Raw genomic sequence first — 23,678 nt, forward strand, 5'->3', positions numbered from 1 at the left:
CCACCGCAACTCTTACCGCCCCCATAGCTCAGTCGGTTAGAGCAGTCGACTCATAATCGATTGGTCACAGGTTCAAGTCCTGTTGGGGGCACCAAAAAACTTATCACGCCCCCTCGCAACTCATCAAAAACACCAGTTAAAGCTAGTAATTATAAGACTTTATAGCGTTTTACCCTATCGTACCCCCTCGTAAACAATCGCCCTTAACCGCTCTTTTTTGTAACCACGATTGTAACCATGTGCTAATATCCCTTTTCCGTGGTTACATAAAATTGCTAAATGGTTACCAAATATGCCTAAAATTACTAAGCCTCTAACCAATACCGAAGTAGAAAGATCTAAGCCAAAAGCCAAAGAATACACCCTTACTGATGGCTATGGATTATTTCTATTAGTCTTGCCTACCGGCGTTAAATCATGGCGTTTTAACTATATCCGCCCACTTACTAAAAAACGTACTAAAGTTTCTTTAGGAACTTATCCCGCTTTATCTTTGGCTCAAGCCCGTTCTATTCGTGAAGAATATCGCTCTTTGTTGGCCCAAGGCATAGATCCACAAGAACACAAAGAACAAGAACAGAAAGCCGCTATTGAGCATATAGAAAATAGCTTGCTATCTGTTGCTAATCGTTGGAAGGCCAAGAAGGTTCAAAAAGTAGAAGCTGAGACATTAAAAAAAGATTGGCGCCGCATGGAAATCTATTTGTTTCCTTTTATTGGTGATATGCCAATAAATGAAATTCTGCCAAAGGTTGTTATTGAAGCATTAGAATCACTCTATAACCAAGGCAAGGGCGATACATTAAAGCGCACTATTCGGCTATTGAATGAAGTACTTAATTTCGCTGTAAACTACGGCCTAATTGCCTTTAATCCTTGCTTACGAATCAATGAAGTATTTAACTTTGGAAAATCCACCAACAACCCGGCAATAACACCAAAAGAACTACCGGAATTAATAAAAGCCGTGATGTATTCCAGTGCGGCCATTCAAACAAAGTTATTATTCAAATTTCAGTTATTAACCATGGTACGACCTGCTGAAGCAAGTAACGCCACATGGTCTGAAATTGATTTTAAAAAATCTTTATGGACTATCCCGGCTAACAGAATGAAGAAAAGGCATCCTTTTGTAATTCCCCTTTCTTCCCAAGCTATGGCAATTCTAAACAAAATGAAAAGTATATCCGTGAAAAGCGAATATGTTTTTCAAAGTTGGATTAAGTCTAACCAACCAATGAGCAGTCAAACAATCAATAAAATGTTAGTCGATTTGGGCTACAAGAATAAACAAACTGCTCATGGATTAAGAACAATCGGGCACACTTATTTAGCCGATCTGCGTATTGATTATGAAGTGGCTGAAATGTGTATTTCTCATAAAACGGGCACGCAAACAGGCAAGATTTATGATAGGGCTGATTTCCTTGAACAACGCAAGCCGGTGATGCAACTTTGGGGCGATTATGTAGAACAATGTGAACGTTAAAAGTGATGTACGTGGAAAATATTTAAAAAGTGCGTTCACTCGTTCACTTGTTTACTTTCTTTTATTTTTCAAATGCTTATAAGTTGAAGACGAAATCGAAGTTATTCACCTAGGTATTCACCTTTTTAGATGAAAAAAGCGCGGTTTTTATGCCGCGCCTTTCACTATCTATTTGATTTTATGTACTCATTATAAAACTCATCAAAGTTTTTAAAGTGTACGTTAGTGATATATCTTCCTTTTTCCGCACCGGAAGTAATTCGTCTGCGGGTGTATGGATATTTATTTTTATGTTGCGCCAATCCTTGTCTCAATGATTCGGTAAAGTTATTCAGTGTTAAAGCATTTTGAATATTATTGGCTTCGATAAATACCAAGTAAGCCGGGTAAAGGTGCGTTCTTGGAAGTCCGGTTTTTGCGTTGCCAATTCCTAGCCCGTTACTTTCTTGAGAGGTTAGGAAATAACTACAAAACACCGTTAAATGATCTGAGTTCATTTTGATTTCTAACGCTTCGGCGCTTTCCTTTTGTTTGGTTAGCGCTTTTTTCGCATCTAACGGATTTTTAAAAGCCTGAATCAGTTTATAAATAATTCCTCCCGCTTCAGCTTCTATCTTATCCATTAAGTGCGGATCGCGTTTACTTTCCGGCACCACCTTATCAAAGTGAAAAATCACTCGGCGGCGTTCAATACCTCCGTTTCTTTCTGTGAAGCGTGTTGGCTCATTGTTGACGATTAGCACTATCGCGGGAATGTCCGCTTTAAACTTGCTTTTGTGCTTCGGATCGATATTGACTAAATCCCCCGCACTAATGCTTTTTAGTCCACCACCATCACCGCCATAGCGGGATTGTTCCAGGCATAGAATGAGCGTTTTATTCACAAAGTTTTCACGGCCGCGCGGTTCGTCTAAATCGACTAATCGACCTCTTTCCGTGTTTTGTTCGCCGGCTAACATTGTGGCAATTTGCGCAAATACCGATTTTCCGCTACCACCATCGCCGGTTACTTCAAAGAATAATTGCCAGTTATGGCGATTCGTTAAAATCGCGTAAAGTGCGCCCAAGATTGCTTGCTTTTTATCTTCCTTGCCATCAGCAACAAAATTCAACCAATTATCAAAGTGCGGTGTATTTTCTTCCTGATTCGTGTAATCGTACGGAATAAAGGAAGTGAGCCAATTTTCCCGACAATGTGGACTAAATTCCAAGGTAGAACGATTTAATACGCCATTTTTTCTAATAACTCCTTGGACTGTTCCCCCATTTTGGCCGCTTGAATCTTCGCTGTATCAATCATTGAATCAATAGAACGGGCACTATAAGTAAATTCTTGTTCATCGTAAAACTGAACGGCTTTAACCTCCAATTCCGATCTAGGTAGAATCTCCCAATTTGCGCCAGTGTAATGATAAAGCTCCTTATCTAAGCTGTGTTGAGCAATATCTAGATTCAGCCATTTTACGAATGCTCGGGCTTTTACATTAGTTCCGTCCTTTTCTTTCAATTTCGGCGGCTGAGCAATTTTATCCGCAATTTCTACCGCACTTTTATCCGTGCGTAGTCGTTGAATGTAACCACTTAGATTTTCCTTCATCTGCGCAGCGCCATCATATAAAACAACATGATCAGCTTTTGTATGCTTTGCTAGATTGTGACAAATACCGGTGATTTCTGTTTGCTCCAATTCACCACATTGGAAAATCATGATTGAGCGTTGTTCCGGGTCGGCTAGTCTGATTCCTGAAATATCTTCAAGCTGCTGTTCGGCAAGAATCACCGGCTTTTGTCTAGCGTCCATACCTTCCACCAATGAACACAATAACAACCATTCTTCGTCTTTTCCTTTGTTCCATGCTTGCCAAGCTTTACGCCCGGCAAGAATGATTAACGCTGAATAAGGTTCTTTCGGCTGATCTGCTAAATGTGGTGCATTAATTAAGCGGGCCATGATTTACCCCCTCAACTGCGCCGTTCTCAATCATATTGATACGCATGGCAACGATTTCCTGAAAATATGAAAATGTGCTTACCAAGGAAATCACTAAGCTATGCTTCAATAAGCCATCTATAAGTTCATCATTGGATAGCATTGCTGCGGTTTCCTCCGGCGCTAAAGAAGGCGGTTTTGGCGCCATCTGTAGTAAATGCTTATTGATCGTGATTAATTCATCACGAAGAATTTTTAGCCCACCGAGATATTCAGCGGGATAATCAATAAACTGTTCAGCTAATGCCAAAATTGATTCGGTGGTATAAGGGAAAGACGAATTAAAGGCTTCATCTTTAGGTTTTCCCATGTTCTGATGACTGATTGAAATCGCGTTCAATTCAATGGCATTTAGTTTGGAATAATCCATTTTTTGATTGAGATCCATTATTTCACCCCCGTGATTTTCAATCCTGCTGTAGTTGCTCGTTTAATTGATTTCAGCGCGTCTGTTGCGCCTTTTAAATGTCCGTTGTGAATGTAGTCTTTGGCAAAGCTAAGATAAAATTCAGTCTGTTTAATGGCTTTTACCAACTGTTCCCAATCCGGCAAGCGTTCTTCCTCAAATAGGCTAGGGCGCTTCTTGCTTACTTTGGTTTTTAACTTACGCATTTGCCACCACCTGTAATCGTTCAATTTGTGTTACTACTTCGGCAAATTTAGAAATTAAATAGCCGTTTGCCTGATTGAAGTCCTTTAAAAGTGCGGTCTGTTCTTTTGTTAAATCGGCAGCTTTCGCCAATTCGTTAAATAACTTTCCACCACCTTTTAACCGTTCCACTAAATCCGCACATTCGCCGCGCATTTTTAGTTTGTGATGGAAGTCGTCCGGGTAAACCTCTAAGCAACGTTGATTGCTGTCATGGATTAACTTAAATTGGCGACTGATTTGCGCATATTCCGCGTGTAAAGGATTGAATGAGAGTTTCCCCTTATACTGGTTACTTACTTTCATTATTGCCACCCTCCCAAAGTACATTCACTGCATCTTTAGTCCGCACAATCAGATCACGCACGGCCCAAAGTGAATCGCTTAATGCTTTCTCCCTTGTGTTGTTATCCACCATCAGAAGAATAGCTTCCGCTTGAGCAAGATTTTTTGTGATTTCGTCCATTGCGTCTAATTTCTTCATGATTTTGTCCTCTCCCTAAAGCTCTTCTTCTAACGACATTACAGAAGTGAGGATTAATTTTGATACGGCACGGAAGGCGGCTTCATAGGTGGTGCGATCAACCTTATCAATCGTTCCATTGCCTTTGCTAATTAGTTCTGAAATCGCTTGAGCTTCCCACAATCCTTCAAGTGCTTTGGTAATTTCTTCATTACGCATGAGCCACCTCCATAGAATCACGAGAGATTGCCGAAAAAGCGCGGTCGTTTTTCACGGTGTTTTGAAGATTGATTTTGCCGGTAAGCACAAGAACAAAATCACGGGCGAATTTGGCGCGCGCGGCTTGTTCTGTATCGGCAGTGATACGGATTTTTTGAATGTGATTGGTTAGATCGGTACGGCGAATAGCCGCAAAAATGAATTGATACATTTGCGTAGATTCCAATAACTGATTTTTAGAATCTACCGCTAGACTTCTCACGGTCGGGCGGTAGAACGTAACAGGGTGAGAAACTGTCGTTATTGGAAAACAGCCCGTCAAAGACGGCCTATTACGCTCTACCATTGAATGAATTTTTAGATTAGATAAAACAAAATCCGCAAATTCTTTAGGTGTGCGAATGTCACGAACAAAAAAAGCACGGTTAAAAGGCGTGCTATCGTTCGCCAATAACTTAATATTCAGCTTCTCACGGCTGACCTTAGATTTTGCTAAGGTGTGGATATACTCGCAAATTTGACCGCACTTTGTAAAGTGAAAGCTGTTGTAATTATTTTCATATTGTTTATAATTAACGTGATTTAAATTCATATTCGTTCCTTTTATGGATTTAGATCGGGAAACGTGGCGTGTGCTTTGTGTTTGGCTCATGGTCGCTAAAATCATTCATTAGCGTTCAAAGTGTGTTCCGCTGTTTCCGCTCTCATGTAATTTAGGTTATCTACCTTCTGAGTGATTCTTAAGGTAGGGAAATGCGCCGCTTGGGTTGAGCCTTGCGGCGTTTTTCTTTTAACGGAATCGAAAGTAGGCTTGCTGTTCTTCATGCGCAGTAAGCTCACCTCCCTTAGCCTTATAAATGGCAATCACCTGTTTTAACTGTTCGGCATCTGCGATTTCATAGCGGTAATATTGTCCCATTCCATCTGCAGTCTTTTCCGTTGTACGTTTCACTTTGCCGGTTAAATGATTGCGTTCAAGTTCACTGATATAGTTACGCGCTGACGTCATGCCCATTGAGTAACCATCAATGCCGCTAATACTAGAAAGAATTAAGCGGTGTAACACTTTTAAGAATTGTGTTGGTTTTCTTGCTTCGTTCATCTTCCACCACCTTAAGCGCGTGCTGCTTTTTGTTCTTCAATCCACGCATTTACTTCTTCTAAATCCCAACGGACAAAGTTTTGTGAAAAGCGGATCGGTTGTGGGAATTGTTTAGCTTTTACAAGCTCATTGAGTTTGGTGCGGCCAAAGCTTACGCGTCGGCAAACATCGGCACCGGTGATGAGTTTTTTAGATTGGGTTTGAGATTGGCTCATAAAAAATACCTTTCGTTAGTTTAACCATGTGGAATAGCGTTCTATTCCGTTGAGTTGTTCGAACGGGAGGTATTAGAAAGGATTTTTTAGGGTGGCAAAATCTATATAGATCCAAAACGAATCTATATAGATCTCTTGAAGGGGTTATTTGATTTTATTTGCTTTGCTGAATTTATCTCGTAAATTAGCTTCACTTAATCCAGTATAACCTTGATATTGTTCACTAATATAAACTATTAATTCTTCTTGGTTGCCAAAGCTATTTTCAGACAAACAAAGTTCTTTTAAGGCTTGTATAAGATTTAAGTAAGAAGTTTCAGATTTTCCAGAAATTTCTCTACTACTTTCCCCTATCTCTTTTTGGAATTCTTCAATTTGTTTATTTTTATCACTAATTTGATTTTTAAGTTTCTGAATTTCTTCTTGCTGTTCATAACTTTCATCAATTACGGAAAATAATTTCAAAAATGAGATCATATCCTCGTGAATAATATAAATATCATCTAAATAAAGCTCTGTTCTGTTTTCGTAAATAGGCAAATGAAGATAAAGCCCAGAAAAGGTGTTTACATAAATATCAGGGAATTCCTCTATATAACCACGCTCTATTAGCTCTAGGGTATTGTATGGTTCGAATACTTCCTTAGAGAGAGGAAAATAACCATTAAAAACAAGATTTCTAAAACGGTCTAATTCTCCGGTATAAAGCTTTATTTCATCATTTTTAGAAAAGTAGTCAGGGAGGTAGTAGGCATCATTTAATATAACATCAATACTAAAATAAATGTTATTTAGTTTTATTCTGTAAATTTCAAAGTTTTCGTTGTGTTCTATTTCTGACTTTGTTTCCCCTTGGCTAAATTGTAAAAATATTTCTTCATTTCTAATATTTAGCGTTTTATTATGTGGAATTTCCCGTTTATTTACGCTATCTATCTTATTAATTCGCCCTTCAAGATGAATTGAAGCTTGTAAATCACCTGATTGAATATATTCTAATAAATCGTATTCTGAAATATTAATATTGTAGTTCAATGAGATATATTTTACCGCATCAGTGATTGAATATGCCTTTTTAGGCAAGAACTTTTGATTCGACATAAATGCCCCTTTCGCATTTGTCCTTATGATAGGAACGCACCAACAAGATAAGGCTTCTTACTTTCGGGGATCAGCCTAGGTGCGTTGAATTATTTCTGAAAAAAAACACGCCAATATCAAACAATATAGGCGTGTTTTGATTGATTAAGCACGTTTAGAATCTATAGTAGATAAATCCGGCTTATTTATATTAAATAAAGGTTTAAATATTTTAGGGACTTTTCCTAATAATCCAAGAGCCAATAAAATTGGAATAGTAAAAATAAGAAAGAACACCATTATAATAATATCTAGTAGACTATTAAATATAAAAGCTGCGTGAACAATATTTGCTGACGAATCAAAAATATTATGAAACTCATTTAAGGTTGCATTTTCAAGAATATTCTGGTTTTCATCAATATTTTTTCTATAAGCAAATCTAGCTTCTTCATTGGAATTGATATATCGTATAAATTTCCAACGAATTTTTATATTATCAAGAGCTATTCTACTAAAATGAGATCTTAGTAGTTTTTCCAATACCTCTTTAGCTTTAACATCAACATCTTTTTCAACTAAAATAGCTGATAACTGTTTCTGTATAGCTGAATGTTTTTTCTGATACTTATAGATTATGAGAGGTAAGATAATTTTTTTATATACCCATTCAATAAGGAAAACAACGCATAGTATAGATAAAAATGTTAGTAGTAGATTATCCATCTTTGTCCTCCGTTATCTTTAGTTTGATGTATAAACGAACATTACAAGCTACGCTGGCAAGCAATAACCCAACTAATATAATATATGCCATGTAACTTTTTGTGGGTTCTTGTATATACTCCAATATCACCTGTAGAATCTGATCTTTTTGCTCTTGGCTAGATTGAGCAAAAATTAAAAGTAAAATTAAAGAAAACATTGACTGTAACGGTTTTTCAGCTAACTTAGTAAAAACGCTACTAATACAATTATAAAAGTGTTCCATAATGTTTATGGTTAGAATTTGTATATATGAATAGAGTTGTGCTGATTCTAGCATTAGATTTGGGAATAGGCAAACAATCGTTAAGCCCCGTTAAGCTACGGCTGTTTTAGGATTATTTATTCTGCGTTATAATTAATGCGCTACATATTGGAAACGGTTTGTAGTAGGTGCTTCCGCAGTTCGGGGGCTTATATTTAAATACTGTCAATGATGGCTTGGGCTGTATTTTCCTTATTAAATAAAAATCCCCACGTTGTGAAGCGTAGGGATTTTTTTACATCTCATAAATCAATACCATTAAATTGTTCTAGTGCCTGTTTGTGTTCTTCCGATAACTCAAAAATCAGATCGCCATATTCAAGTTGATAAGTACCGAATGACATCAAGAAAGCTACTGCCGGATCGATTTTGTTTGCGGCCTTTTTCTTGTTCGGTTTTATGTTGGCGTTCGCATCGGTTTCCATCACAACATTGGATAATGCCCACGAAAGTACCGGATCGCCGTGGTGTTCTATCACTTGGCGATTTATCAACACTTCCGCACTTTTGGCCACCGGGCTAAATCGTTGATAGGTTTGTGGGAACGGTTCTACCTCTAAGCCTGCTGCCTGTAATTGCGTTCTTAAATGCGTGGCGTTCCAAACATCAAAGCCGATCATTTTGATATTGAAGTTTTCCGCATCTTTCAAAATATCATCGCGGATTTTGTCATAGTCGATACAGTCGCCCTCTGTGGCAATTAGCCACCCTTGGCGCACCCAGTTTCGATAGATTGCCCGGTTCTTGTTAGCCACATTATTAAGCTGAAATTCAGGAATATAATGCCGGGTAATCAACCGCACTTTTTTCCCTTGAGGGAAGGTGTAACAAAGGCTTGTTAGGTCGTTGGTGCTAGATAAATCCAAGCCTAAATAGCAATCTTGGTGAAGTAAGTCGCTTTCCGTGTAATCTCGTGCGCACTGCGCCCAATTGCCTTCACCTAGCCATGGCGTTGTTCCTTGGCACCAAACATTAAAACGCTTGGTAAGCATTTCCACCCACTCGGAAGGAATCCCTCGGGCTTTCTTGATCGTGTTTTCAAAATCAAGGTAAGGAATGGATTTACCGATATTCGGATTGGCTTTTACCCAGTTTTCCGGATTATCAATTTCGCTTTCTTCGTCCAATTCAAAAATCAGCACAAATAAGCTGTCGTTTTGTTCGTTGCCTTCCAGTATTTGCGCGCAGTAATCATAGTGCTGCTTACAAGCGGAAATAACGTTACTTCCCGCTGTAGTAATGGCAAACAGTAAACCTTCCGGGCGTGCGCCTTGCCCTAGTTCTAATGCGCTGTAAACGCTGTTATCAGTGTGTAGGTGGTATTCGTCCACAATGGCGAGACTTGGGTTAGTTCCCTCAATGGTTGAGGATTTAGCCGCTAATGGGCGCATTAAGCTATTTGATTTCGGATTAATCAGTTTATGCTGCTGAATATTGAGCCGTTTGCGCAAAGGCGGGGAAAGCAAGCACATTTGGCGCGCATCATCAAACACAATGCGGGCTTGGTCTCGGCTTACTGCTGCAGTGTAAATATCTTGTTGGCCTGATTCCATCAGTAGGAACCAATTAGCCAACACGGCGGCCACGGTGGACTTGGCATTTTTTCGCGCCACTTGGATATAAGCGGAACGATATTTTCTCAAGCCGGTATTGGTGCGCTTAAAGCCTAACAGATTGGCGAATAGAAACGTCTGCCAGTCTGAAAGCTCGATTGGTTGCCCGCGTAAATGCCCTTTAACGTGTGGGCATAGGCGGGAGAAAGCCAAGAATTTATTTACCGCACTTTCATCAAAGAAATAAGCGGGGTTCGCTAAATCGTCAAAATAACGCGCTACGGCTTGTTTTATCTTACGACAAGCCACTAATTTCACCTGATTGAACTTTCTTCGCGTATTCGTGCCAGGTTTCCATTTTTCGCCTACATTGTGAGGATTTCATCCAACATATCAGTAACGTCCGTTTCTACTGGATTTTTACGGCGACTTACTGGATCGAAGCCTAACAGGGAAGACATCTTGATCATGACTTTTTCGGCATCTGCTTTCGCGGATAATGCCGGGTTTCTTGATTGTGTGCCTTGGCTATTTACGATAATGAAGCCATTTTTGGCTAAATCTGCCACGGAATGCCGCCAAATTGCGTAGTTTTCGCAATAAATTTCAAGGTTTGTTAAATCTTCCGGCTTAATATCGCCACGTTCTGAAAGTTGTTTAATACGCGCTTTCCATTGGCTTTTAGCAATATCATCCAAGAAATCAGGCGTTTTATAACTTTTTCGCTTGCTCATTCACTTTCCTTATTTTCTAAAAAATCACTTTGCTTAAAAATTTGAGTGGGCGGGCGGTTCCGTAGGGTTGCCACTTTCTTTCAAAAACTCCCCCACCTCTTCAAATTGTCTTTTTGTAATCGTTTAATTTAAAGCAAAGTCCAAAGTTGGATTTTGTTCAAAATTTCGACTAATCCAAAATTGGATTGGTTAGCTCAGGTATGGTCATAATGACCACGGCTTACTTCTTCGCACCAAATCCGCGTTGGTCTATCACTCGTGTTTTATAGCTGTGACAATCACGACATAAAGGCTGATGATTGCTTGCTACCCAAAACAACGGATCGGCTTGCCCGTTCTCTACCGGCTTGATATGGTCTATCACTGTTGCCGGAGTATATTTGCCTTGCTCTAAGCACATCACACAAAGGGGATGATGCTTTAAGTATTGTGCGCGGTATTTGCTCCACTTGTGGTCGTAACCGCGTGCGCTACTGTTTGGGCGGTTGTCCTTGGGTTTATGCTCCTCACATCTACCGGACTTTACTTTGTTTCTACATCCGGGATAGCTACAACGTCTTAATGATTGGTATGGCATCGGTTACTAAATCCTTAGTAAGCGCATGGTTCTCTATACACTTCCCACAATGCGGAAATCGTCATAGGTGCCGGTTTAAGGTTGGCTAAGTCTGTGACGGCTTCGCGGTTAGTGTAGAGATAGGCAATATACATTAAACAACCAATCTTAATCGCCGGGGTAAAAGGTATGGTCTTTTCCGTTTCTTCTTCCCCAAAGGTTTTGCCAATATGTTTTTGGCATACTTCCAATGTGGCCACCTTATAGGCTTCCAGTAACTCATCATCTAAATCATGATCGAGATTTAAGTGCGCTTTGATTTCATCAATCGTTAAATTAATTTCCACCATTGCCGGTCAACTCCTTACAGATAAGCTGTAGTTCTTTGTGTGCTTCTTTACTATCAATAATGTTGATTATCTCTAGCGAACGGTTCCCATATTTCACGCGCATAGTGTTATCAACATTAGTTCCGTAACGTATGCGAATGCGCACCGTATTTTCATTTAATGGCACCGCACCGGAGAAGAACTCTCTACCTTGTAATGGTTCAACCGCCGCCCGGATATTGGCAACGGTTTTCCATTTACTCACAATACCGCCGTAGTCGTTCTGTTCGTTCACTTGCTTTTGTAGGCTAATCACCTTGTTATACTTTCCGGCCTTAATCATGATTGCCATTGCTTACCCCCGGTTCTTGTTCATCACCGCGTTTTACTTCTACGGTTTGTTTCCATGCTTGGCTAAATTCTTCTCCACCCTCATAAGGCGGTAAACCTTCACGGCGGCGGACTTCATTCGGGCACATTACACCGGCTTTAATTGCCACATCGTAACTCTTGAAACGCTCGCTTTGACTTGTGCGCAATAAGTCGCTTGTATCAAATTCAATTAAGTAACGTTTCTTGCTGTTGCTACCTAAATCAATCATCAAGGCATCTTTTAGCTGCTGTTCAAAATTAGTTAGCCAAGGGCGCAAGGTTTGCGATAAAAAGGCTCGACTGGCTTCACTAAAGTTTGAATAACTGCTATTGGAATAGTCTTGAAGGAAAATCGGGCTAATGTTGTAGATTCTGGCAATATCGGAAATTGTGAACGTACGGCTTGCTAACCATTCCGCATCTTGGTTTGTCATGCCTAACTGTTTATATTCCATTGAGCCTTCGAGGATTGGTGTTTTCCCAGCGTTCTTTGCCCCCTTATAACGTTCAAGGGCTTTTACCGCTTTTTGTGCTTTGGCATCATCCAACCATTCGGCGGTAGTAATTAATCCACTCGCCATTAAGCCATTTTTCATCACTGCCGATCCGTGTTTCTGTTGAGCAATGCCTAAGCCCACGGTTTCACGGCAAATCGTAATTGGTGAACGTCCCATAAAGCCATCAAGGGAAGAATGGCGTAAATGTAGGATTTCATCTTGAAGATAGTTTTTGGTATTGCCGTCTAAGTCGGTAATTTGATAGATATACTCACCGCCAACTTTGCGATAGATATTGACCGCACTTGGTTCATACGGGGTAAGGCTGATTGGTTCGCCTTTGTTGTTCCATTCAATCACCGCATAAGCGTTACCGTTTAATAGGCAGTGACGCATCATGGTGTATTTAAATTGATACGGTGTTTGGCTACGGTTTGGCATCTCGTTTAAGAGATAGTCCACCGGGTGACGATAAACGCGCTCGCGGCCATCGTCTTTAAGTTGATACAAATAACAAGGCATACTGGCCACCGCTTCTGAAATAACGGTAACAGCACTCATCACCGCCGGTAAACTTTCCGCCGTGTTCGGGCTGACAAATTCCCCTGCGCCGGTATTTGATACACCAAGATAAGAAAGCAGTTCATTAATTGCCATCGGTGAGCTGCGTTGTTCTTTTCGTCTGAATGGGTTCCACATATTACGCCTCCACCACATCGAGCCATTGTTTCAAAAGTGCGGTGGATTTTCCTTGCGTTTTTCCCTTCGCGGTTGCCATTGAGCGTTTGGCAATCTCAACGCTACTTTCAGGATAGGCAGGAATGCTGGTAACGGTGATTTCAAATAATTCCGCTTTGGCCACTGTGCGTTGACAAGGCTCTACATCAAAATTCCATGTTTCTTCTTTAGCCCAAAAGCCGAAAGACATCCCGCTAATATCGCCGCGTTCAACACTTACCAACAAATCACGCCCTAAGGTGGTATCAGGTGGCATTAATTCAAAACGTAAACCTATTGCGTCTTCTTCCAGTTTTAAGGTTCCCGCGCGGGTACGCCCTAATAGTTTGGAATGATCGTGTTCAAATAATGCCCGTACATCGGCACCGCTGCTTAAACTTTCACTAAACGCATTCGCACTGAATTGTTCTACAAAATCGCAATAAAGCACTTCAGAAGGGCTGTCCCACTTCACCACATAGCCAACCAGTTTTTTATTCTCGCTGTCTGCGGCGATTTCGGATGAGCGGATTTCAAATTCTTTATTCATACTTTCCCTTTTAACAAAAAGGGGGCTTAATTGCCCCCGTTGGAATTTGACGATTAAGCCGTAACTTCAATGAACTTGATTGCGTTACTATCTACCACGCCATCACCAAGATATTTATCGGTATGGACTTTATAGAAGCCCGGTTCGGTAATGTTATCAGGGCGGGTTCTTACGCCGGTTTCATGATCTACAATGAAGTAACCGCGTTTGAAGTCACCAAAGGCAACTACCGGTTTATTGGCACCACTTGCCGGCATAGTTTCAAGGAAGTAAACCGGACGACCTAAAAGGGTAGAAGGCGCATCTACGGTTAAACCATCACGCCAAATAAAATCGCCGTTTTTGTTTTTGAGTTTTTGTAATGCCGCCGCAATTGTGGAAGACATCACCCAAACGGCATTTTTACGGTATTTGCTGTGTAAGGTGTAGAACAAATCAATTAGCGTATCAGCGGTGATTTTGTCGGCACCGGCAACTTCTAATTTTTGTAACTTACCAAAGGCGCGTACTTTGTCCGCTTCGGTAGAACGTTCATAGGACAAGAAGCCTTTTGATTTCTTCGTGCCGTCACCGCCGGTTAAGTCGGTTTCTTCGGTTTCGGTGAAGCTTTCGGTAATTTCATCAGTCAACCAACCTAAAACATCAATGCTGGAGAAGTCCAAAATTTCTTGAGTAGTTTTCGGATAGGCATAGATAGGGTTTAACGCAATAGTGACTTCATGGAGTTTCGGTGTGGCGGTACCATTGCGGGCTTGACCTTCCTCACCATGGGCCACTACTGCACCACCAGCGGAAACAAGTTTTTTGTATTCTTTCGCACCAACCGGCAAGCGGACCACGTTACAAATTTGACGCATCACGCTATCATCGGTTAAGCGTTTCATTACGTCTTTATCCAATTGTGGGATCACGGTATAACCGCCATCTTCTTGACCGGTGGTGGAAAGATTCCGTAATTCACCCGTTTTAATGTAGTGGCGTAGTTCGTCATTGCTGAAGGTTTTACCGCGTGTTTCTACCGGTTTGCCTTTGTCGGCAATGTTACGTTCTTCATCGGCCACCGTTTCATAACGGGCGATTTCATCGCTCAATTGTTTAACCAAATCTTTCAACTTTTCAAAGTCAACGTTTTCAGCATCATTTAATGAGCGATTTTCTTGTTCCGCCTTGTCTAACATAGCGCGCATTGCTGCGACTTTTTCCGCTTTTTGTTGGCGTAGTTCTAACAGTTTTTTAAACATAGTTAATCCTTTTAAAATCATCTTAATTAAGACGGCTTATAAAAAGCCCATAGAACAATATATACACAAAAAACAGGAAGTAAATTGCTTAAAAATTAATAGTTTAGCTACGTTAGGATACGTTGAGCAGGTGAAATTTGACTGCTTATTTTTTATACAGGCATAGGTGGAAAAATATAATTTAGATGGGATTTTTTAAGAGTGAACACTAGTGAATACCTAGTGAACACCCTATTCACTATATAAATATATGATAAATAAAGAAATATAATATACAGTGAACAGGTGAACACCTTTTTATATAATTTTGAGCGTTGATAGAAATTAAATCTTTTTTCTCATTGGTTGTTCTTTAATGTAACCACGATTGTAACCACGGTATTTCAATAAAGATTCAACACATTGATAATTAAAGAATTATTCAATAATTTCAAGTCCTGTTGGGGCACCATTCTAAACTTCCTCTAAAATTGATAACTCAAGCTGAACACGATGGTTCGTCCTCTAGCATAGTTATTTAAAACAGATTGCGTTTTTCCGCCATGGCCATCCGTATGGCATAATTCTCCCGGTAAGCAAGGCTGTGATGGAGCGCTACTTACGCTACTGTAATAACGTTGTGTTGCCGCATCGTTACCGGCATCCAGCGGATCAATATACTTCTTATCAAACAAATTCTGAATTTCTGTTTTTAAAACCAGATTTTCAATCGGCTCATAACTGACATATAAATCAAAAATCAACGGCTGTTTTTCAATGGTTTCCGTTTCTTTAATTGCATGATGGCCACGTCTTAAGGCATTCTTCTCAAATGTGGTACCATCAATATACCGTTCCTCAATGGAAGCACGTTTACTTTCACCGTAATAGCGAACTGCACCGCCGACCGTTAATTTCCGATCAAACCAACGGCTACCAAGCTCAAGGCGACCATAATCTCTTGGTAACGCAGAAATTCGACTCAAGCCATAGCCCTGTTTCAAAATATCTTCTTTTGATGCGTTATTCGGACGAGGGCTGGCATCACTATAATTGGTCGGCTGATTGGTTCTTTGATAAGCGTACGAGAGATTCGTAAAGAATCTGCCCATATCATAATTTAACTCTAATTCCACACCGCTCTTTTTCACCGTTTTAGCATAATTACGATGAGCAATGGTAAATTGAAAACCGTTGCTTTCTGCCCAAGTAGGCGCTCCGCCTTGCCACCATTCGCCCCAAACATTATGAATATAATTTTTAATGTAACTACGATACCCGACGACTTTTATTCCTAGCACATCATCATTTTTCCAAACACCTTCCTTAAAGGTATTAAAACCCAATTGATAAGTCGAAGCACGCTCCGGTTTTAAATTCGTATTAACACCAGCATCAGAGACTTGAGAAAAATACATTTCCTGAATATTTGGCATACGGTTCGTTCTGGCATAGCCCACGAAAGGCATAAAGTAGTCATGAAGACGCGCACTGAAAATCGCAGAATGGTTTATTGCTATTTTGTGGCCGGCCCTTCTTTCTAAAGGTTCATAAATTTGACAACCGCCGTTAGGATCACAATATTTTTTATAAATTTGAGAATCCTTGCCAAAAGCTTTTTCAAAATCTTCCGGAGAATTATAGTAACTCGCATATTCCCCGTTAAATTTATACTTAATCAAATTCACACTGTAATCCAACTGATAGATATCGCGAGTCAGTGACGTATCTAAATAAAAGGTCTGAAATTTTTGCTCACCGGAAGGCTGCAAGATACTCGATTTTTGTGGCAATAAGCCTTTTGAACCTTTATAACGTCCTAGGAAATCGTATAAACCGCCCTGCTGTGAAGAACCGTCGTAAAATAAACTAAGCTCTTCAGGGAATCGATTTTTGCTATATTCATTTTTGAAGAAGTTAAAACCTAAGGTAGTTTTTAAATCAACGTCTTTTGGCAAGGTAAATGTGTAACTGTTACTGATGTCAAAAATATCAGCTGTATTTTTCGTTTCTAAATATTTCAACACTTCCCAGCCGGTAAATCGTGAACCTTGCGGATATTTGGATTTACCCACGTTATGCGCTAACAACAGCTTCATATCAACATAGCCATTATCATTGAAGTTATAATTAAGTTGATAATTACGGTTTTCAATTTTGCGCGTACCAATAGCATTATCCAAAGCACGTAATTGTAGATTTAACGTATGGCGATCGTCAGCATATTCAAACTTGACTAAATGACTATGAGCACTTTGACGAATACTGCTTGGATCCAATGGCGCCAAACGATATTGGTCGTTATTGCGCTCAAAAGCCGCGTTAGTTTCATCAATTTGTTTTTGTAATTCAGGAGAGTGTTCCGGATCTTGTAAAATTCGTCTTCGCTCCGCATTACGATAATAACTGCAAGGATAGGCCTCCGGTTGAGATGGTGTGGGGGCGTTACAAGCCCACATATTTTTATTCATATCCGGCATCCAACGGCCTTTAGCTTGATCAAATACAAACCCGGCTTCGGTAAATTCTTTCTTTTTTTGTTGTTGTAAAAAATCATCACCAACATCCGCAATTTTCTGACCACCTCCGCCGATTTTATAATCTTGCGACACTTCTCGGCGACTATAACCATACAACATGCCCATATAGCCACCATTATCCAGCCATTTTCGGGTAGCTGCCATCGCCATATAGTTGGATTTTGTTGCATTGGTGCCGGTCATCCCTTTGATAATAAAACCAATATTCTTATCCCCTACAATCACATCATTGACGCCCAATGTTCTGAAATTTGCCGAGCCATAAAGAGAATTCACACCGTTTGTGCCACTAAAATTCCCCTTCGTTAAATCAATGCCGGCAATAAAATTCGGATCTAATGATGCCCCGAATTGCGAATTCCCTCCGGCTTGCCCGGAGTCCATCGATGTGGAATAAAATGTTTGTGTAATGCCATCCACCATGGTGTTTGCCCTGCCGAATCCCGTTTCTCCACGAATATTTAACGACAACACACCGGAGCCTTTATCCTGTTGGGTAAATGCGCCCGGCATACTACGAACAACGTTATCAATGTTTTGTGTTTCTTTAAAAACATGTTCTCGCGTGCTTTTCGCTTTCGCTTCAGTAAACGGTTTTTTCTCATTAGCAATGATTCTTTCAACCACATCAATTTGGTCTAATTGCTCTTCAGCATAGGCAATGTTGATCACATTAAACACACAAAGTGTTATTACATTAAATTTTATGGCGTTACGCATTTTGCTCCTCAAGATCCTAATAAAAGTTTTTATCCAATAAAAAACAACATCACAAATAAACAAGCGATGACGTACATAAAAATTTATGAAAACGTATATTTATCCATTTTTGATGATGATCTTATTTTAAGTTGAAAAATAAGATTTAAGCAAATAAAAAATAAAGAAGAGAAAAAGAAACAAAAAAAGTGCGGTGAAAATCCACCGCACTTTTTGCTGGGAATGAAAGGAAAGCGGGTTAAACGCTAGCAAATAACAAGGTTGACGTTCTTATTTTTTAATAACTCATCAATGCTTGGCGGGACATCCGAATCGGTGAACACATACTCTACATCTGTAATGGCTCCCAGTTTGACCATTGCACGTCGACTAAACTTAGAATGGTCTGTTACCAACAAGGTATTACGAGAATTTTCAATGATCGCACGTTTTACTTGTACTTCATGATAATCGTAATCCAACAACGTACCGTCCAAATCAATGGCGCTGATACCTAATATCCCGAAATCCAAACGGAACTGTGATAAAAACTCCACCGTTGACTCACCGATAATGCCGCCATCTTGACGCAAAGACCCACTGGCAATGGTGATATCAAAAGAGTCATTTTGCATGAGAATATGTGCCGCGTTGAGGTTATTGGTCACAATACGTAGTTTTTGATGGGCTAATAAGGCAAAGGCAACCGCTTCAGAGGTTGTGCCGATATCAATAAAGAGTGAAGCTCCGTTGGGAATGAGTTGCACCACTTGATGCGCAATGCGATTTTTTTCTTGAGAGAAAAAGTGTTTGCGATCGTGATAATCGCTATTTTCTGCAGTAGAAGGTGAGGCCGCGCCACCATGATGACGGCGAATCACGTTCGCTTCTGCCAGTTCATTTAAATCACGTCGAATTGTTTGGGGGCTCACATCAAATAACGCCACCAACTCATCTGTACTTAAATATCCTTTTTGTTTAACCAATTCGACAATTTTTTGATGACGAAGAGATTGTCTCATGTGTATTCCTTAGTTGTTAAAATAACACTTCGGGCTGTTAATTTATCTTATTTTTACTCGAAGATCACGACTTTACGCGAATATTTCGATCCAAAAACGCCAATAACATTCCCACCAATAAACCGGAAATATGCGCCGTGTTGCCAATATTGATATCCACCAATGGACCGGCAAAGCCGAGCAAAATCCCCACCACTAACATATAAAAAAAGCCATCCGGCACTTCAAAATCGGTTTGTTTATTCAATTTATCCAATACAAACACATAGCCCAACACGGCATATACCACACCTGATAAACCGAAAAATGCCGGTCCGCTTGCGACGTTTTGCGCCACGCCGGTAATTACACCGGCAAGTAAATAAATCTGAAGTAATTTAATGCTCCCTAACTGCCGCTCAATCGCCCCACCAAAAATCCACCACCAGGTGAGATTAAACAAAATGTGCATATTGGATAAATGTACCAATGTATGGCTGAGATAACGCCAAATCTCGTCTTCTTGTTCCGGTTCAGCCGGGAAATGGGTGAGTAATAAAAGCGGTTCGGCAAAGCCTAAAAACATCAAAAGGTAAATCAAGGCACAAAGTGCGGTCAGAAAGACGGTTATTTTTTGCTGTTGGAAATAAGATAAAAAAGAAAAGCGGCTATTTGCCTGAGAGTTAGCGGAAGACACTTCATGAGAAACATTGAGTGGACTGACACCGTTTTGCCACGCTTGTGCATTTTTTCGTTCCAGCCATTCTGTTAGAAAAACCTCTGTTTCCTGTTCAATCGCCAAAAAGTGCGGTGTGTTTTCCGATAGAAAAACATGATATACCAGCTTGCCCTGCGCATTTTGGTTTTCTTCAACAAGCACTTCCGCGTGATATTTCGTACGAATATGCGCCTGAAAATCACGCACTAAGTCAGGGATTTCACTACCAAACAAATGCTGCATTTGCTATATTCCTTTTCCAAAATTTAATCGACGGAGAAAAAATGAGAAATTCAAATTTGCCTCAGGGATTTAGCCCGTTCACTTGGGCAATTGCTCTCTTTTGTTTACCTATTTTACTTTGGCCTTTGGCACAATTGGTTTCACCGCATTTATTGAACAATCCGCACCTCAGCGACATTCAAGTCCGCGTCATGTCAATTTTTCTCTGGTGTTATCCATTAGCATTAGTCATCCTAGCGCGGATTTTTTATCGACTACATCAACGCAAACCGGCTTTCGCACGTCGAGGTTTAGCCTTAAGTGCGGTCATATTTTACGGCGTTTTAGGTTATATCATCGCCGTTGGATTTAATTAATATGCCGTTTCCAGCGGTAAGTTAGCGTCCACCCAAGCGGCGAATCCACCTTGCACACTGTAAACCCTTTCATAGCCACGTTGCAGTAAAAACGTGGCAACACTGCGACTGCTCACGCCATGATAGCAACTCACCAAAATCGGCTGATCGTAGTCATATTCCGCTTCAAAATCCGGCCAAGTGTGTTCTGTTAAATTCACTGCACCTTGAGCATGAGAATAACTGAAGCGCGCCGAATCCCGCACATCTGCCAACACAGCGTTTTCATCCTTTTGTAACATTTCCCACGCTTGTTGAGGCGTAATTTCAATAAAATCTGTCATAACATCTTATTCATTAATACGTATTAAAGCTTATGTCATAAGGTATTTAGCCGTATATATCAACAACGATGTTTAAGCACTACCTTTCAACATAAAGTAAAAATAGTAACGATTGACTTACGGATAAACGATTTTCTTCCAAATACCAGTATAAAAGGTGGGCAAAATTAACCTTTTTCAGCCAAAAACTCAACGTTTTTTTAACAAATAAAATAGCGTTCAAAATCATCTCCCCTGACAAAACCGCCCTTATTTCTACCGCACTTTTTTTGTTTTGCGATCAAGCTCCCAAAAGTGCGGTCGTTTTCTCGTGCATTTTTTCGATTTTCGGCAAAGTACGCCCGTTGATTAATTCAACGTGTATTTAACTTTAGTCTGAAAAGGAATCACTATGAAAGTAATGAAACATCTTTTGGCTTCTCTGTTCGTGTTAGGAACGGTGTTTACCGGCACTGCCATGGCAGCAGAAAAGGCGGCAGAACCTGCAGCGCAAACAGAGCAACCTGCCGCAACGGCCGCTGTTAGCCAGAAAGTCAACATCAACACGGCCTCTGCCGCCGAAATTCAAAAAGCGCTTGTGGGTATTGGCGCGAAAAAAGCGGAAGCCGTCGTGCAATACCGTGAAAAACACGGGGCGTTTAGTGCTGTCGAGCAATTATTAGAAGTGCAAGGTATCGGCAAAGCTACGCTCGAAAAAAATCGCGATCGCATCGCACTTTAATCTCTCTCCTCTAACATTGTTTTTATGTAAGACGAGGCAATGCGCCTCGTCTTTTTTATTGGGTGCGTTATAATACGAGGCATTTTTCAACCGCACTTAACAAAATAAGTAAGAGAACAACATGAAACAAAAAATTGTTTTAGCCACCGGTAATCAGGGTAAAGTCAGAGAAATGGCAGATGTGTTAGCCGATTTCGGTTTTGAGGTTATCGCCCAAACCGACTTAGGCATCGACAGCCCGGAAGAAACCGGCTTGACCTTCGTAGAAAACGCCATTTTAAAAGCACGTTATGCGGCGGAAAAATCCGGATTACCGGCGATTGCTGACGATTCAGGCTTAGTGGTTGACGCATTAAACGGCGCGCCAGGCTTATATTCTGCACGTTATGCCGGGGTAGATGGTGAACAGGCTGATGCAAAAAATCGTGAAAAATTGTTAGCGGAATTGGCGAATGTGCCCACCGAACACCGCAGTGCGCAATTTGTTAGCACCATCGTCTTATTACAACATCCAACGGATCCCTCACCGATCATTGCGCAAGGCGCATGTCACGGTGTCATTACTTTTGAAGAAAAAGGCGACAATGGCTTTGGTTATGACTCACTCTTTTTCAGCCCGGAAACAGGTTGCACCTTTGCCGAACTGGAAACTGCCGAGAAAAAGAAAATCTCCCACCGTGCCCGTGCATTAAGCGCGCTTAAAGCGCAATTGGACGCATAAAGTGCGGTCAGTTTTCATAACGAATTTGAAGGACAAAAAATGATTATTACTACCACGCCTCACATCGAAGGCAAGCAAATTGTCGAATATAAACAACTGGTATTCGGCGAAGTCGTTGCCGGTTCGAATTTTATCCGCGACTTTTTTGCCGGCATTACCGACATTATCGGTGGACGCTCAGGCATGTATGAATCGCGCATTACCAAATCGCGCAAAGAAGCGTTAGATGAAATGCAGAAAAACGCTCAAGCATTAGGCGCTAACGCCGTTGTGGGCGTAGAAGTTAATTACACCACCATCACCTCCGATGCCAAAAGCATGTTTATGATTGTGGCAAGTGGTACCGCGGTGGTCGTTCGCTAATGATAACACCGCCGTTAAATCCGTTGCTGTTACCACCGCTGAGTTTATACATCCATATTCCGTGGTGTGTGCAAAAATGCCCGTACTGCGATTTTAACTCACATGCGCAAAAAGGCTCTATTCCTGAACAGGAGTATGTGCGCCATTTACTTGCCGATTTAACGGCGGATTTATCACGTTATCAGGAAAGCGTGCAACAACGCTCATTGCATTCGATTTTTATCGGTGGCGGCACACCGAGCCTGTTTAGCGCAGAAAATATTGCGTTTTTATTACATCAAATCGAGCAACGCATTCCTTTTGCACCTCATATTGAAATTACCCTCGAAGCCAATCCTGGCACGGCTGAAGCCGAACGTTTTTTAGGTTATGTACAAGCCGGCGTCAATCGTATTTCCATGGGCATTCAAAGTTTTTCCGATGAAAAATTACAAAAATTGGGGCGTATTCATAATGCTGCCGAGGCAAAAAGTGCGGTAGGTTTCGCCCGTGTTTCTTCTCTGCGTATTTTTAATTTGGATTTAATGCATGGTTTACCCAACCAAACCTTAAACGAAGCCTTAGATGATTTACGCCAAGCCATTGAACTGGCACCGCCGCATTTGTCTTGGTATCAGCTCACCATCGAGCCGAATACGATGTTTGCTTATCGTCCGCCGAAACTGCCTGATGACGACGAATTGTGGGATATTTTTGAACAAGGGCATCAATTATTAACGGCTGCCGGCTATCAACAATATGAAACTTCAGCCTACGCCAAACCGGGGTTTCAGTGCCAACACAACTTAAATTATTGGCGCTTTGGTGATTATCTTGCCATTGGTTGCGGTGCGCACGGCAAACTCAGTTTTCCAAGCGGAAAAATTTTGCGTTACAGCAAAACTAAACACCCAAAAGGCTACATGCGTGGCGAATATTTATATGAAGAACGGGACGTCAGCGCCGAAGATCGCCCTTTTGAATTCTTTATGAATCGGTTTCGCTTATTGGAAGCCGTGCCGAAAAGTGAATTTGAACAATTCACCGGCTTGTCATTAAGTGCGGTAGATAAAACGATGACTTGGGCGCTGGATCAAAAATTCATCACGGAAACCGACCGCACTTGGCAAGTCACCGAGCACGGAAAACTGTTTTTAAACGAGTTATTAGAAGCCTTTTTGCCGGAATAACGGATCTCTACTTGTTTATGCCAAGGAAACTGATTAAAGTAAATGCAATCGTTTACGCG

General features: G+C 40.8%; 26 protein-coding genes, 1 tRNA gene and 3 pseudogenes. 7 read left to right on the forward strand and 23 right to left on the reverse strand.

Going from position 1 to position 23,678, the window contains the following annotated elements; translation table 11 throughout:
- Window positions 1–17 precede the first annotated feature (17 nt).
- A tRNA-Ile gene (locus tag DQN58_RS00270) sits at window positions 18–94 on the forward strand.
- Between the two features lie 198 nt (window positions 95–292).
- A complete protein-coding gene (locus tag DQN58_RS00275; RefSeq protein ID WP_006719234.1) occupies window positions 293–1,489 on the forward strand; it encodes a tyrosine-type recombinase/integrase in 1,197 nt (398 codons plus the stop codon).
- A gap of 164 nt (window positions 1,490–1,653) precedes the next feature.
- Here DQN58_RS00275 and DQN58_RS09995 read toward each other — a convergent pair.
- The 22 genes and pseudogenes from DQN58_RS09995 to DQN58_RS00395 all read right to left on the reverse strand — a co-directional run bounded on the left by DQN58_RS09995 (window position 1,654) and on the right by DQN58_RS00395 (window position 19,966).
- Window positions 1,654–3,440, reverse strand: a pseudogene (locus DQN58_RS09995) (DNA primase family protein).
- A complete protein-coding gene (locus DQN58_RS00290; protein WP_006719237.1) occupies window positions 3,424–3,867 on the reverse strand; it encodes a hypothetical protein in 444 nt (147 codons plus the stop codon). Before DQN58_RS00290 ends, DQN58_RS09995 begins: the two are co-directional and overlap by 17 nt.
- Window positions 3,867–4,091, reverse strand: coding sequence for a hypothetical protein (locus DQN58_RS00295; protein WP_006719238.1), 225 nt, complete (start codon window positions 4,089–4,091; stop codon window positions 3,867–3,869). Before DQN58_RS00295 ends, DQN58_RS00290 begins: the two co-directional genes overlap by 1 nt.
- Window positions 4,084–4,416: pseudogene (locus DQN58_RS00300) on the reverse strand (hypothetical protein); the annotation flags it as partial. The pseudogene DQN58_RS00300 and the gene DQN58_RS00295, both read right to left, overlap by 8 nt.
- 4 nt (window positions 4,417–4,420) lie before the next feature.
- Complete coding sequence (locus DQN58_RS00305) at window positions 4,421–4,612, reverse strand: hypothetical protein (protein ID WP_006719240.1); 192 nt, start codon at window positions 4,610–4,612, stop codon at window positions 4,421–4,423.
- 15 nt (window positions 4,613–4,627) lie between these two features.
- Window positions 4,628–4,810, reverse strand: coding sequence for a hypothetical protein (locus tag DQN58_RS00310; RefSeq protein ID WP_006719242.1), 183 nt, complete (start codon window positions 4,808–4,810; stop codon window positions 4,628–4,630).
- Window positions 4,803–5,402 (reverse strand): host cell division inhibitor Icd-like protein, encoded by a 600-nt coding sequence (locus DQN58_RS00315; protein WP_006719243.1) that lies wholly within the window; start codon window positions 5,400–5,402, stop codon window positions 4,803–4,805. The genes DQN58_RS00310 and DQN58_RS00315 overlap by 8 nt, the downstream gene beginning before the upstream one ends.
- 198 nt (window positions 5,403–5,600) lie before the next feature.
- Window positions 5,601–5,912, reverse strand: a complete 312-nt coding sequence (locus DQN58_RS00320; protein ID WP_005633836.1) for a hypothetical protein — start codon at window positions 5,910–5,912, stop codon at window positions 5,601–5,603.
- A gap of 11 nt (window positions 5,913–5,923) precedes the next feature.
- Complete coding sequence (locus tag DQN58_RS00325; RefSeq protein ID WP_006719245.1) at window positions 5,924–6,127, reverse strand: helix-turn-helix transcriptional regulator; 204 nt, start codon at window positions 6,125–6,127, stop codon at window positions 5,924–5,926.
- A 144-nt stretch (window positions 6,128–6,271) separates the two neighbouring features.
- Window positions 6,272–7,228, reverse strand: a complete 957-nt coding sequence (locus DQN58_RS00330; RefSeq protein WP_006719246.1) for a hypothetical protein — start codon at window positions 7,226–7,228, stop codon at window positions 6,272–6,274.
- A 144-nt stretch (window positions 7,229–7,372) separates the two neighbouring features.
- On the reverse strand, window positions 7,373–7,933 hold the full coding sequence (locus tag DQN58_RS00335; RefSeq protein ID WP_006719247.1) for a hypothetical protein: 561 nt from the start codon (window positions 7,931–7,933) through the stop codon (window positions 7,373–7,375).
- Window positions 7,934–8,479: 546 nt separating this feature from the next.
- Window positions 8,480–10,148 (reverse strand): annotated as a pseudogene (locus DQN58_RS00345) (terminase large subunit).
- Window positions 10,149–10,155: 7 nt separating this feature from the next.
- Entirely contained in the window at window positions 10,156–10,524 is a 369-nt protein-coding gene (locus DQN58_RS00350) for a phage terminase small subunit P27 family (RefSeq protein ID WP_005633848.1), read from the reverse strand.
- Between the two features lie 220 nt (window positions 10,525–10,744).
- On the reverse strand, window positions 10,745–11,101 hold the full coding sequence (locus DQN58_RS00355) for an HNH endonuclease signature motif containing protein (RefSeq protein ID WP_006719250.1): 357 nt from the start codon (window positions 11,099–11,101) through the stop codon (window positions 10,745–10,747).
- A gap of 14 nt (window positions 11,102–11,115) precedes the next feature.
- Complete coding sequence (locus DQN58_RS00360) at window positions 11,116–11,430, reverse strand: head-tail connector protein (protein ID WP_006719251.1); 315 nt, start codon at window positions 11,428–11,430, stop codon at window positions 11,116–11,118.
- A complete protein-coding gene (locus DQN58_RS00365) occupies window positions 11,417–11,761 on the reverse strand; it encodes a phage head closure protein (RefSeq protein WP_006719252.1) in 345 nt (114 codons plus the stop codon). Before DQN58_RS00365 ends, DQN58_RS00360 begins: the two co-directional genes overlap by 14 nt.
- Window positions 11,745–12,977, reverse strand: coding sequence for a phage portal protein (locus DQN58_RS00370; protein WP_006719253.1), 1,233 nt, complete (start codon window positions 12,975–12,977; stop codon window positions 11,745–11,747). The genes DQN58_RS00365 and DQN58_RS00370 overlap by 17 nt, the downstream gene beginning before the upstream one ends.
- 1 nt (window position 12,978) lies before the next feature.
- A complete protein-coding gene (locus tag DQN58_RS00375; RefSeq protein WP_006719254.1) occupies window positions 12,979–13,545 on the reverse strand; it encodes an HK97 family phage prohead protease in 567 nt (188 codons plus the stop codon).
- A gap of 53 nt (window positions 13,546–13,598) precedes the next feature.
- Complete coding sequence (locus DQN58_RS00380; RefSeq protein ID WP_032997978.1) at window positions 13,599–14,786, reverse strand: phage major capsid protein; 1,188 nt, start codon at window positions 14,784–14,786, stop codon at window positions 13,599–13,601.
- Window positions 14,787–15,250: 464 nt separating this feature from the next.
- Window positions 15,251–18,025 carry a TonB-dependent receptor domain-containing protein gene (locus DQN58_RS00385; RefSeq protein ID WP_006719257.1) on the reverse strand — a complete coding sequence of 925 codons (2,775 nt, stop codon included), beginning with the start codon at window positions 18,023–18,025 and terminating at the stop codon, window positions 15,251–15,253.
- Window positions 18,026–18,270: 245 nt separating this feature from the next.
- Window positions 18,271–19,026, reverse strand: coding sequence for a DeoR/GlpR family transcriptional regulator (locus DQN58_RS00390; protein WP_006719259.1), 756 nt, complete (start codon window positions 19,024–19,026; stop codon window positions 18,271–18,273).
- A gap of 64 nt (window positions 19,027–19,090) precedes the next feature.
- Complete coding sequence (locus tag DQN58_RS00395) at window positions 19,091–19,966, reverse strand: rhomboid family intramembrane serine protease (RefSeq protein ID WP_006719260.1); 876 nt, start codon at window positions 19,964–19,966, stop codon at window positions 19,091–19,093.
- Between the two features lie 41 nt (window positions 19,967–20,007).
- Between DQN58_RS00395 and DQN58_RS00400 the strand changes: the two genes are divergently transcribed.
- The gene (locus DQN58_RS00400) at window positions 20,008–20,322 is read left to right on the forward strand and encodes a DUF5389 domain-containing protein (protein ID WP_006719261.1); all 315 of its coding nucleotides are present in this window, start codon (window positions 20,008–20,010) and stop codon (window positions 20,320–20,322) included.
- Here DQN58_RS00400 and glpE read toward each other — a convergent pair.
- The gene (gene glpE, locus DQN58_RS00405; RefSeq protein ID WP_006719262.1) at window positions 20,319–20,645 is read right to left on the reverse strand and encodes a thiosulfate sulfurtransferase GlpE; all 327 of its coding nucleotides are present in this window, start codon (window positions 20,643–20,645) and stop codon (window positions 20,319–20,321) included. The genes DQN58_RS00400 and glpE overlap by 4 nt on opposite strands.
- A 391-nt stretch (window positions 20,646–21,036) precedes the next feature.
- Between glpE and DQN58_RS00410 the strand changes: the two genes are divergently transcribed.
- The 4 genes from DQN58_RS00410 to hemW all read left to right on the forward strand — a co-directional run bounded on the left by DQN58_RS00410 (window position 21,037) and on the right by hemW (window position 23,619).
- The gene (locus DQN58_RS00410; RefSeq protein WP_006719264.1) at window positions 21,037–21,366 is read left to right on the forward strand and encodes a ComEA family DNA-binding protein; all 330 of its coding nucleotides are present in this window, start codon (window positions 21,037–21,039) and stop codon (window positions 21,364–21,366) included.
- Window positions 21,367–21,487: 121 nt separating this feature from the next.
- Window positions 21,488–22,087 (forward strand): RdgB/HAM1 family non-canonical purine NTP pyrophosphatase, encoded by a 600-nt coding sequence (gene rdgB, locus DQN58_RS00415; protein WP_006719265.1) that lies wholly within the window; start codon window positions 21,488–21,490, stop codon window positions 22,085–22,087.
- Between the two features lie 39 nt (window positions 22,088–22,126).
- A complete protein-coding gene (locus DQN58_RS00420) occupies window positions 22,127–22,450 on the forward strand; it encodes a YbjQ family protein (protein ID WP_006719266.1) in 324 nt (107 codons plus the stop codon).
- Window positions 22,450–23,619 carry a radical SAM family heme chaperone HemW gene (gene hemW / locus DQN58_RS00425; RefSeq protein ID WP_006719267.1) on the forward strand — a complete coding sequence of 390 codons (1,170 nt, stop codon included), beginning with the start codon at window positions 22,450–22,452 and terminating at the stop codon, window positions 23,617–23,619. The genes DQN58_RS00420 and hemW overlap by 1 nt, the downstream gene beginning before the upstream one ends.
- Window positions 23,620–23,678 lie beyond the last annotated feature (59 nt).

Source organism: Aggregatibacter segnis ATCC 33393 (assembly GCF_900476035.1).
GTDB lineage: Bacteria > Pseudomonadota > Gammaproteobacteria > Enterobacterales > Pasteurellaceae > Aggregatibacter > Aggregatibacter segnis.

Bases quoted from the DNA above. Each gene is read 5' to 3' on its own strand.
- DQN58_RS00275 (WP_006719234.1), top strand. From the start codon at position 293: ATGCCTAAAATTACTAAGCCTCTAACCAATACCGAAGTAGAAAGATCT.
- DQN58_RS00290 (WP_006719237.1), bottom strand. From the start codon at position 3,867: ATGGATCTCAATCAAAAAATGGATTATTCCAAACTAAATGCCATTGAA.
- DQN58_RS00295 (WP_006719238.1), bottom strand. From the start codon at position 4,091: ATGCGTAAGTTAAAAACCAAAGTAAGCAAGAAGCGCCCTAGCCTATTT.
- DQN58_RS00305 (WP_006719240.1), bottom strand. From the start codon at position 4,612: ATGAAGAAATTAGACGCAATGGACGAAATCACAAAAAATCTTGCTCAA.
- DQN58_RS00310 (WP_006719242.1), bottom strand. From the start codon at position 4,810: ATGCGTAATGAAGAAATTACCAAAGCACTTGAAGGATTGTGGGAAGCT.
- DQN58_RS00315 (WP_006719243.1), bottom strand. From the start codon at position 5,402: ATGAATTTAAATCACGTTAATTATAAACAATATGAAAATAATTACAAC.
- DQN58_RS00320 (WP_005633836.1), bottom strand. From the start codon at position 5,912: ATGAACGAAGCAAGAAAACCAACACAATTCTTAAAAGTGTTACACCGC.
- DQN58_RS00325 (WP_006719245.1), bottom strand. From the start codon at position 6,127: ATGAGCCAATCTCAAACCCAATCTAAAAAACTCATCACCGGTGCCGAT.
- DQN58_RS00330 (WP_006719246.1), bottom strand. From the start codon at position 7,228: ATGTCGAATCAAAAGTTCTTGCCTAAAAAGGCATATTCAATCACTGAT.
- DQN58_RS00335 (WP_006719247.1), bottom strand. From the start codon at position 7,933: ATGGATAATCTACTACTAACATTTTTATCTATACTATGCGTTGTTTTC.
- DQN58_RS00350 (WP_005633848.1), bottom strand. From the start codon at position 10,524: ATGAGCAAGCGAAAAAGTTATAAAACGCCTGATTTCTTGGATGATATT.
- DQN58_RS00355 (WP_006719250.1), bottom strand. From the start codon at position 11,101: ATGCCATACCAATCATTAAGACGTTGTAGCTATCCCGGATGTAGAAAC.
- DQN58_RS00360 (WP_006719251.1), bottom strand. From the start codon at position 11,430: ATGGTGGAAATTAATTTAACGATTGATGAAATCAAAGCGCACTTAAAT.
- DQN58_RS00365 (WP_006719252.1), bottom strand. From the start codon at position 11,761: ATGGCAATCATGATTAAGGCCGGAAAGTATAACAAGGTGATTAGCCTA.
- DQN58_RS00370 (WP_006719253.1), bottom strand. From the start codon at position 12,977: ATGTGGAACCCATTCAGACGAAAAGAACAACGCAGCTCACCGATGGCA.
- DQN58_RS00375 (WP_006719254.1), bottom strand. From the start codon at position 13,545: ATGAATAAAGAATTTGAAATCCGCTCATCCGAAATCGCCGCAGACAGC.
- DQN58_RS00380 (WP_032997978.1), bottom strand. From the start codon at position 14,786: ATGTTTAAAAAACTGTTAGAACTACGCCAACAAAAAGCGGAAAAAGTC.
- DQN58_RS00385 (WP_006719257.1), bottom strand. From the start codon at position 18,025: ATGCGTAACGCCATAAAATTTAATGTAATAACACTTTGTGTGTTTAAT.
- DQN58_RS00390 (WP_006719259.1), bottom strand. From the start codon at position 19,026: ATGAGACAATCTCTTCGTCATCAAAAAATTGTCGAATTGGTTAAACAA.
- DQN58_RS00395 (WP_006719260.1), bottom strand. From the start codon at position 19,966: ATGCAGCATTTGTTTGGTAGTGAAATCCCTGACTTAGTGCGTGATTTT.
- DQN58_RS00400 (WP_006719261.1), top strand. From the start codon at position 20,008: ATGAGAAATTCAAATTTGCCTCAGGGATTTAGCCCGTTCACTTGGGCA.
- glpE (WP_006719262.1), bottom strand. From the start codon at position 20,645: ATGACAGATTTTATTGAAATTACGCCTCAACAAGCGTGGGAAATGTTA.
- DQN58_RS00410 (WP_006719264.1), top strand. From the start codon at position 21,037: ATGAAAGTAATGAAACATCTTTTGGCTTCTCTGTTCGTGTTAGGAACG.
- rdgB (WP_006719265.1), top strand. From the start codon at position 21,488: ATGAAACAAAAAATTGTTTTAGCCACCGGTAATCAGGGTAAAGTCAGA.
- DQN58_RS00420 (WP_006719266.1), top strand. From the start codon at position 22,127: ATGATTATTACTACCACGCCTCACATCGAAGGCAAGCAAATTGTCGAA.
- hemW (WP_006719267.1), top strand. From the start codon at position 22,450: ATGATAACACCGCCGTTAAATCCGTTGCTGTTACCACCGCTGAGTTTA.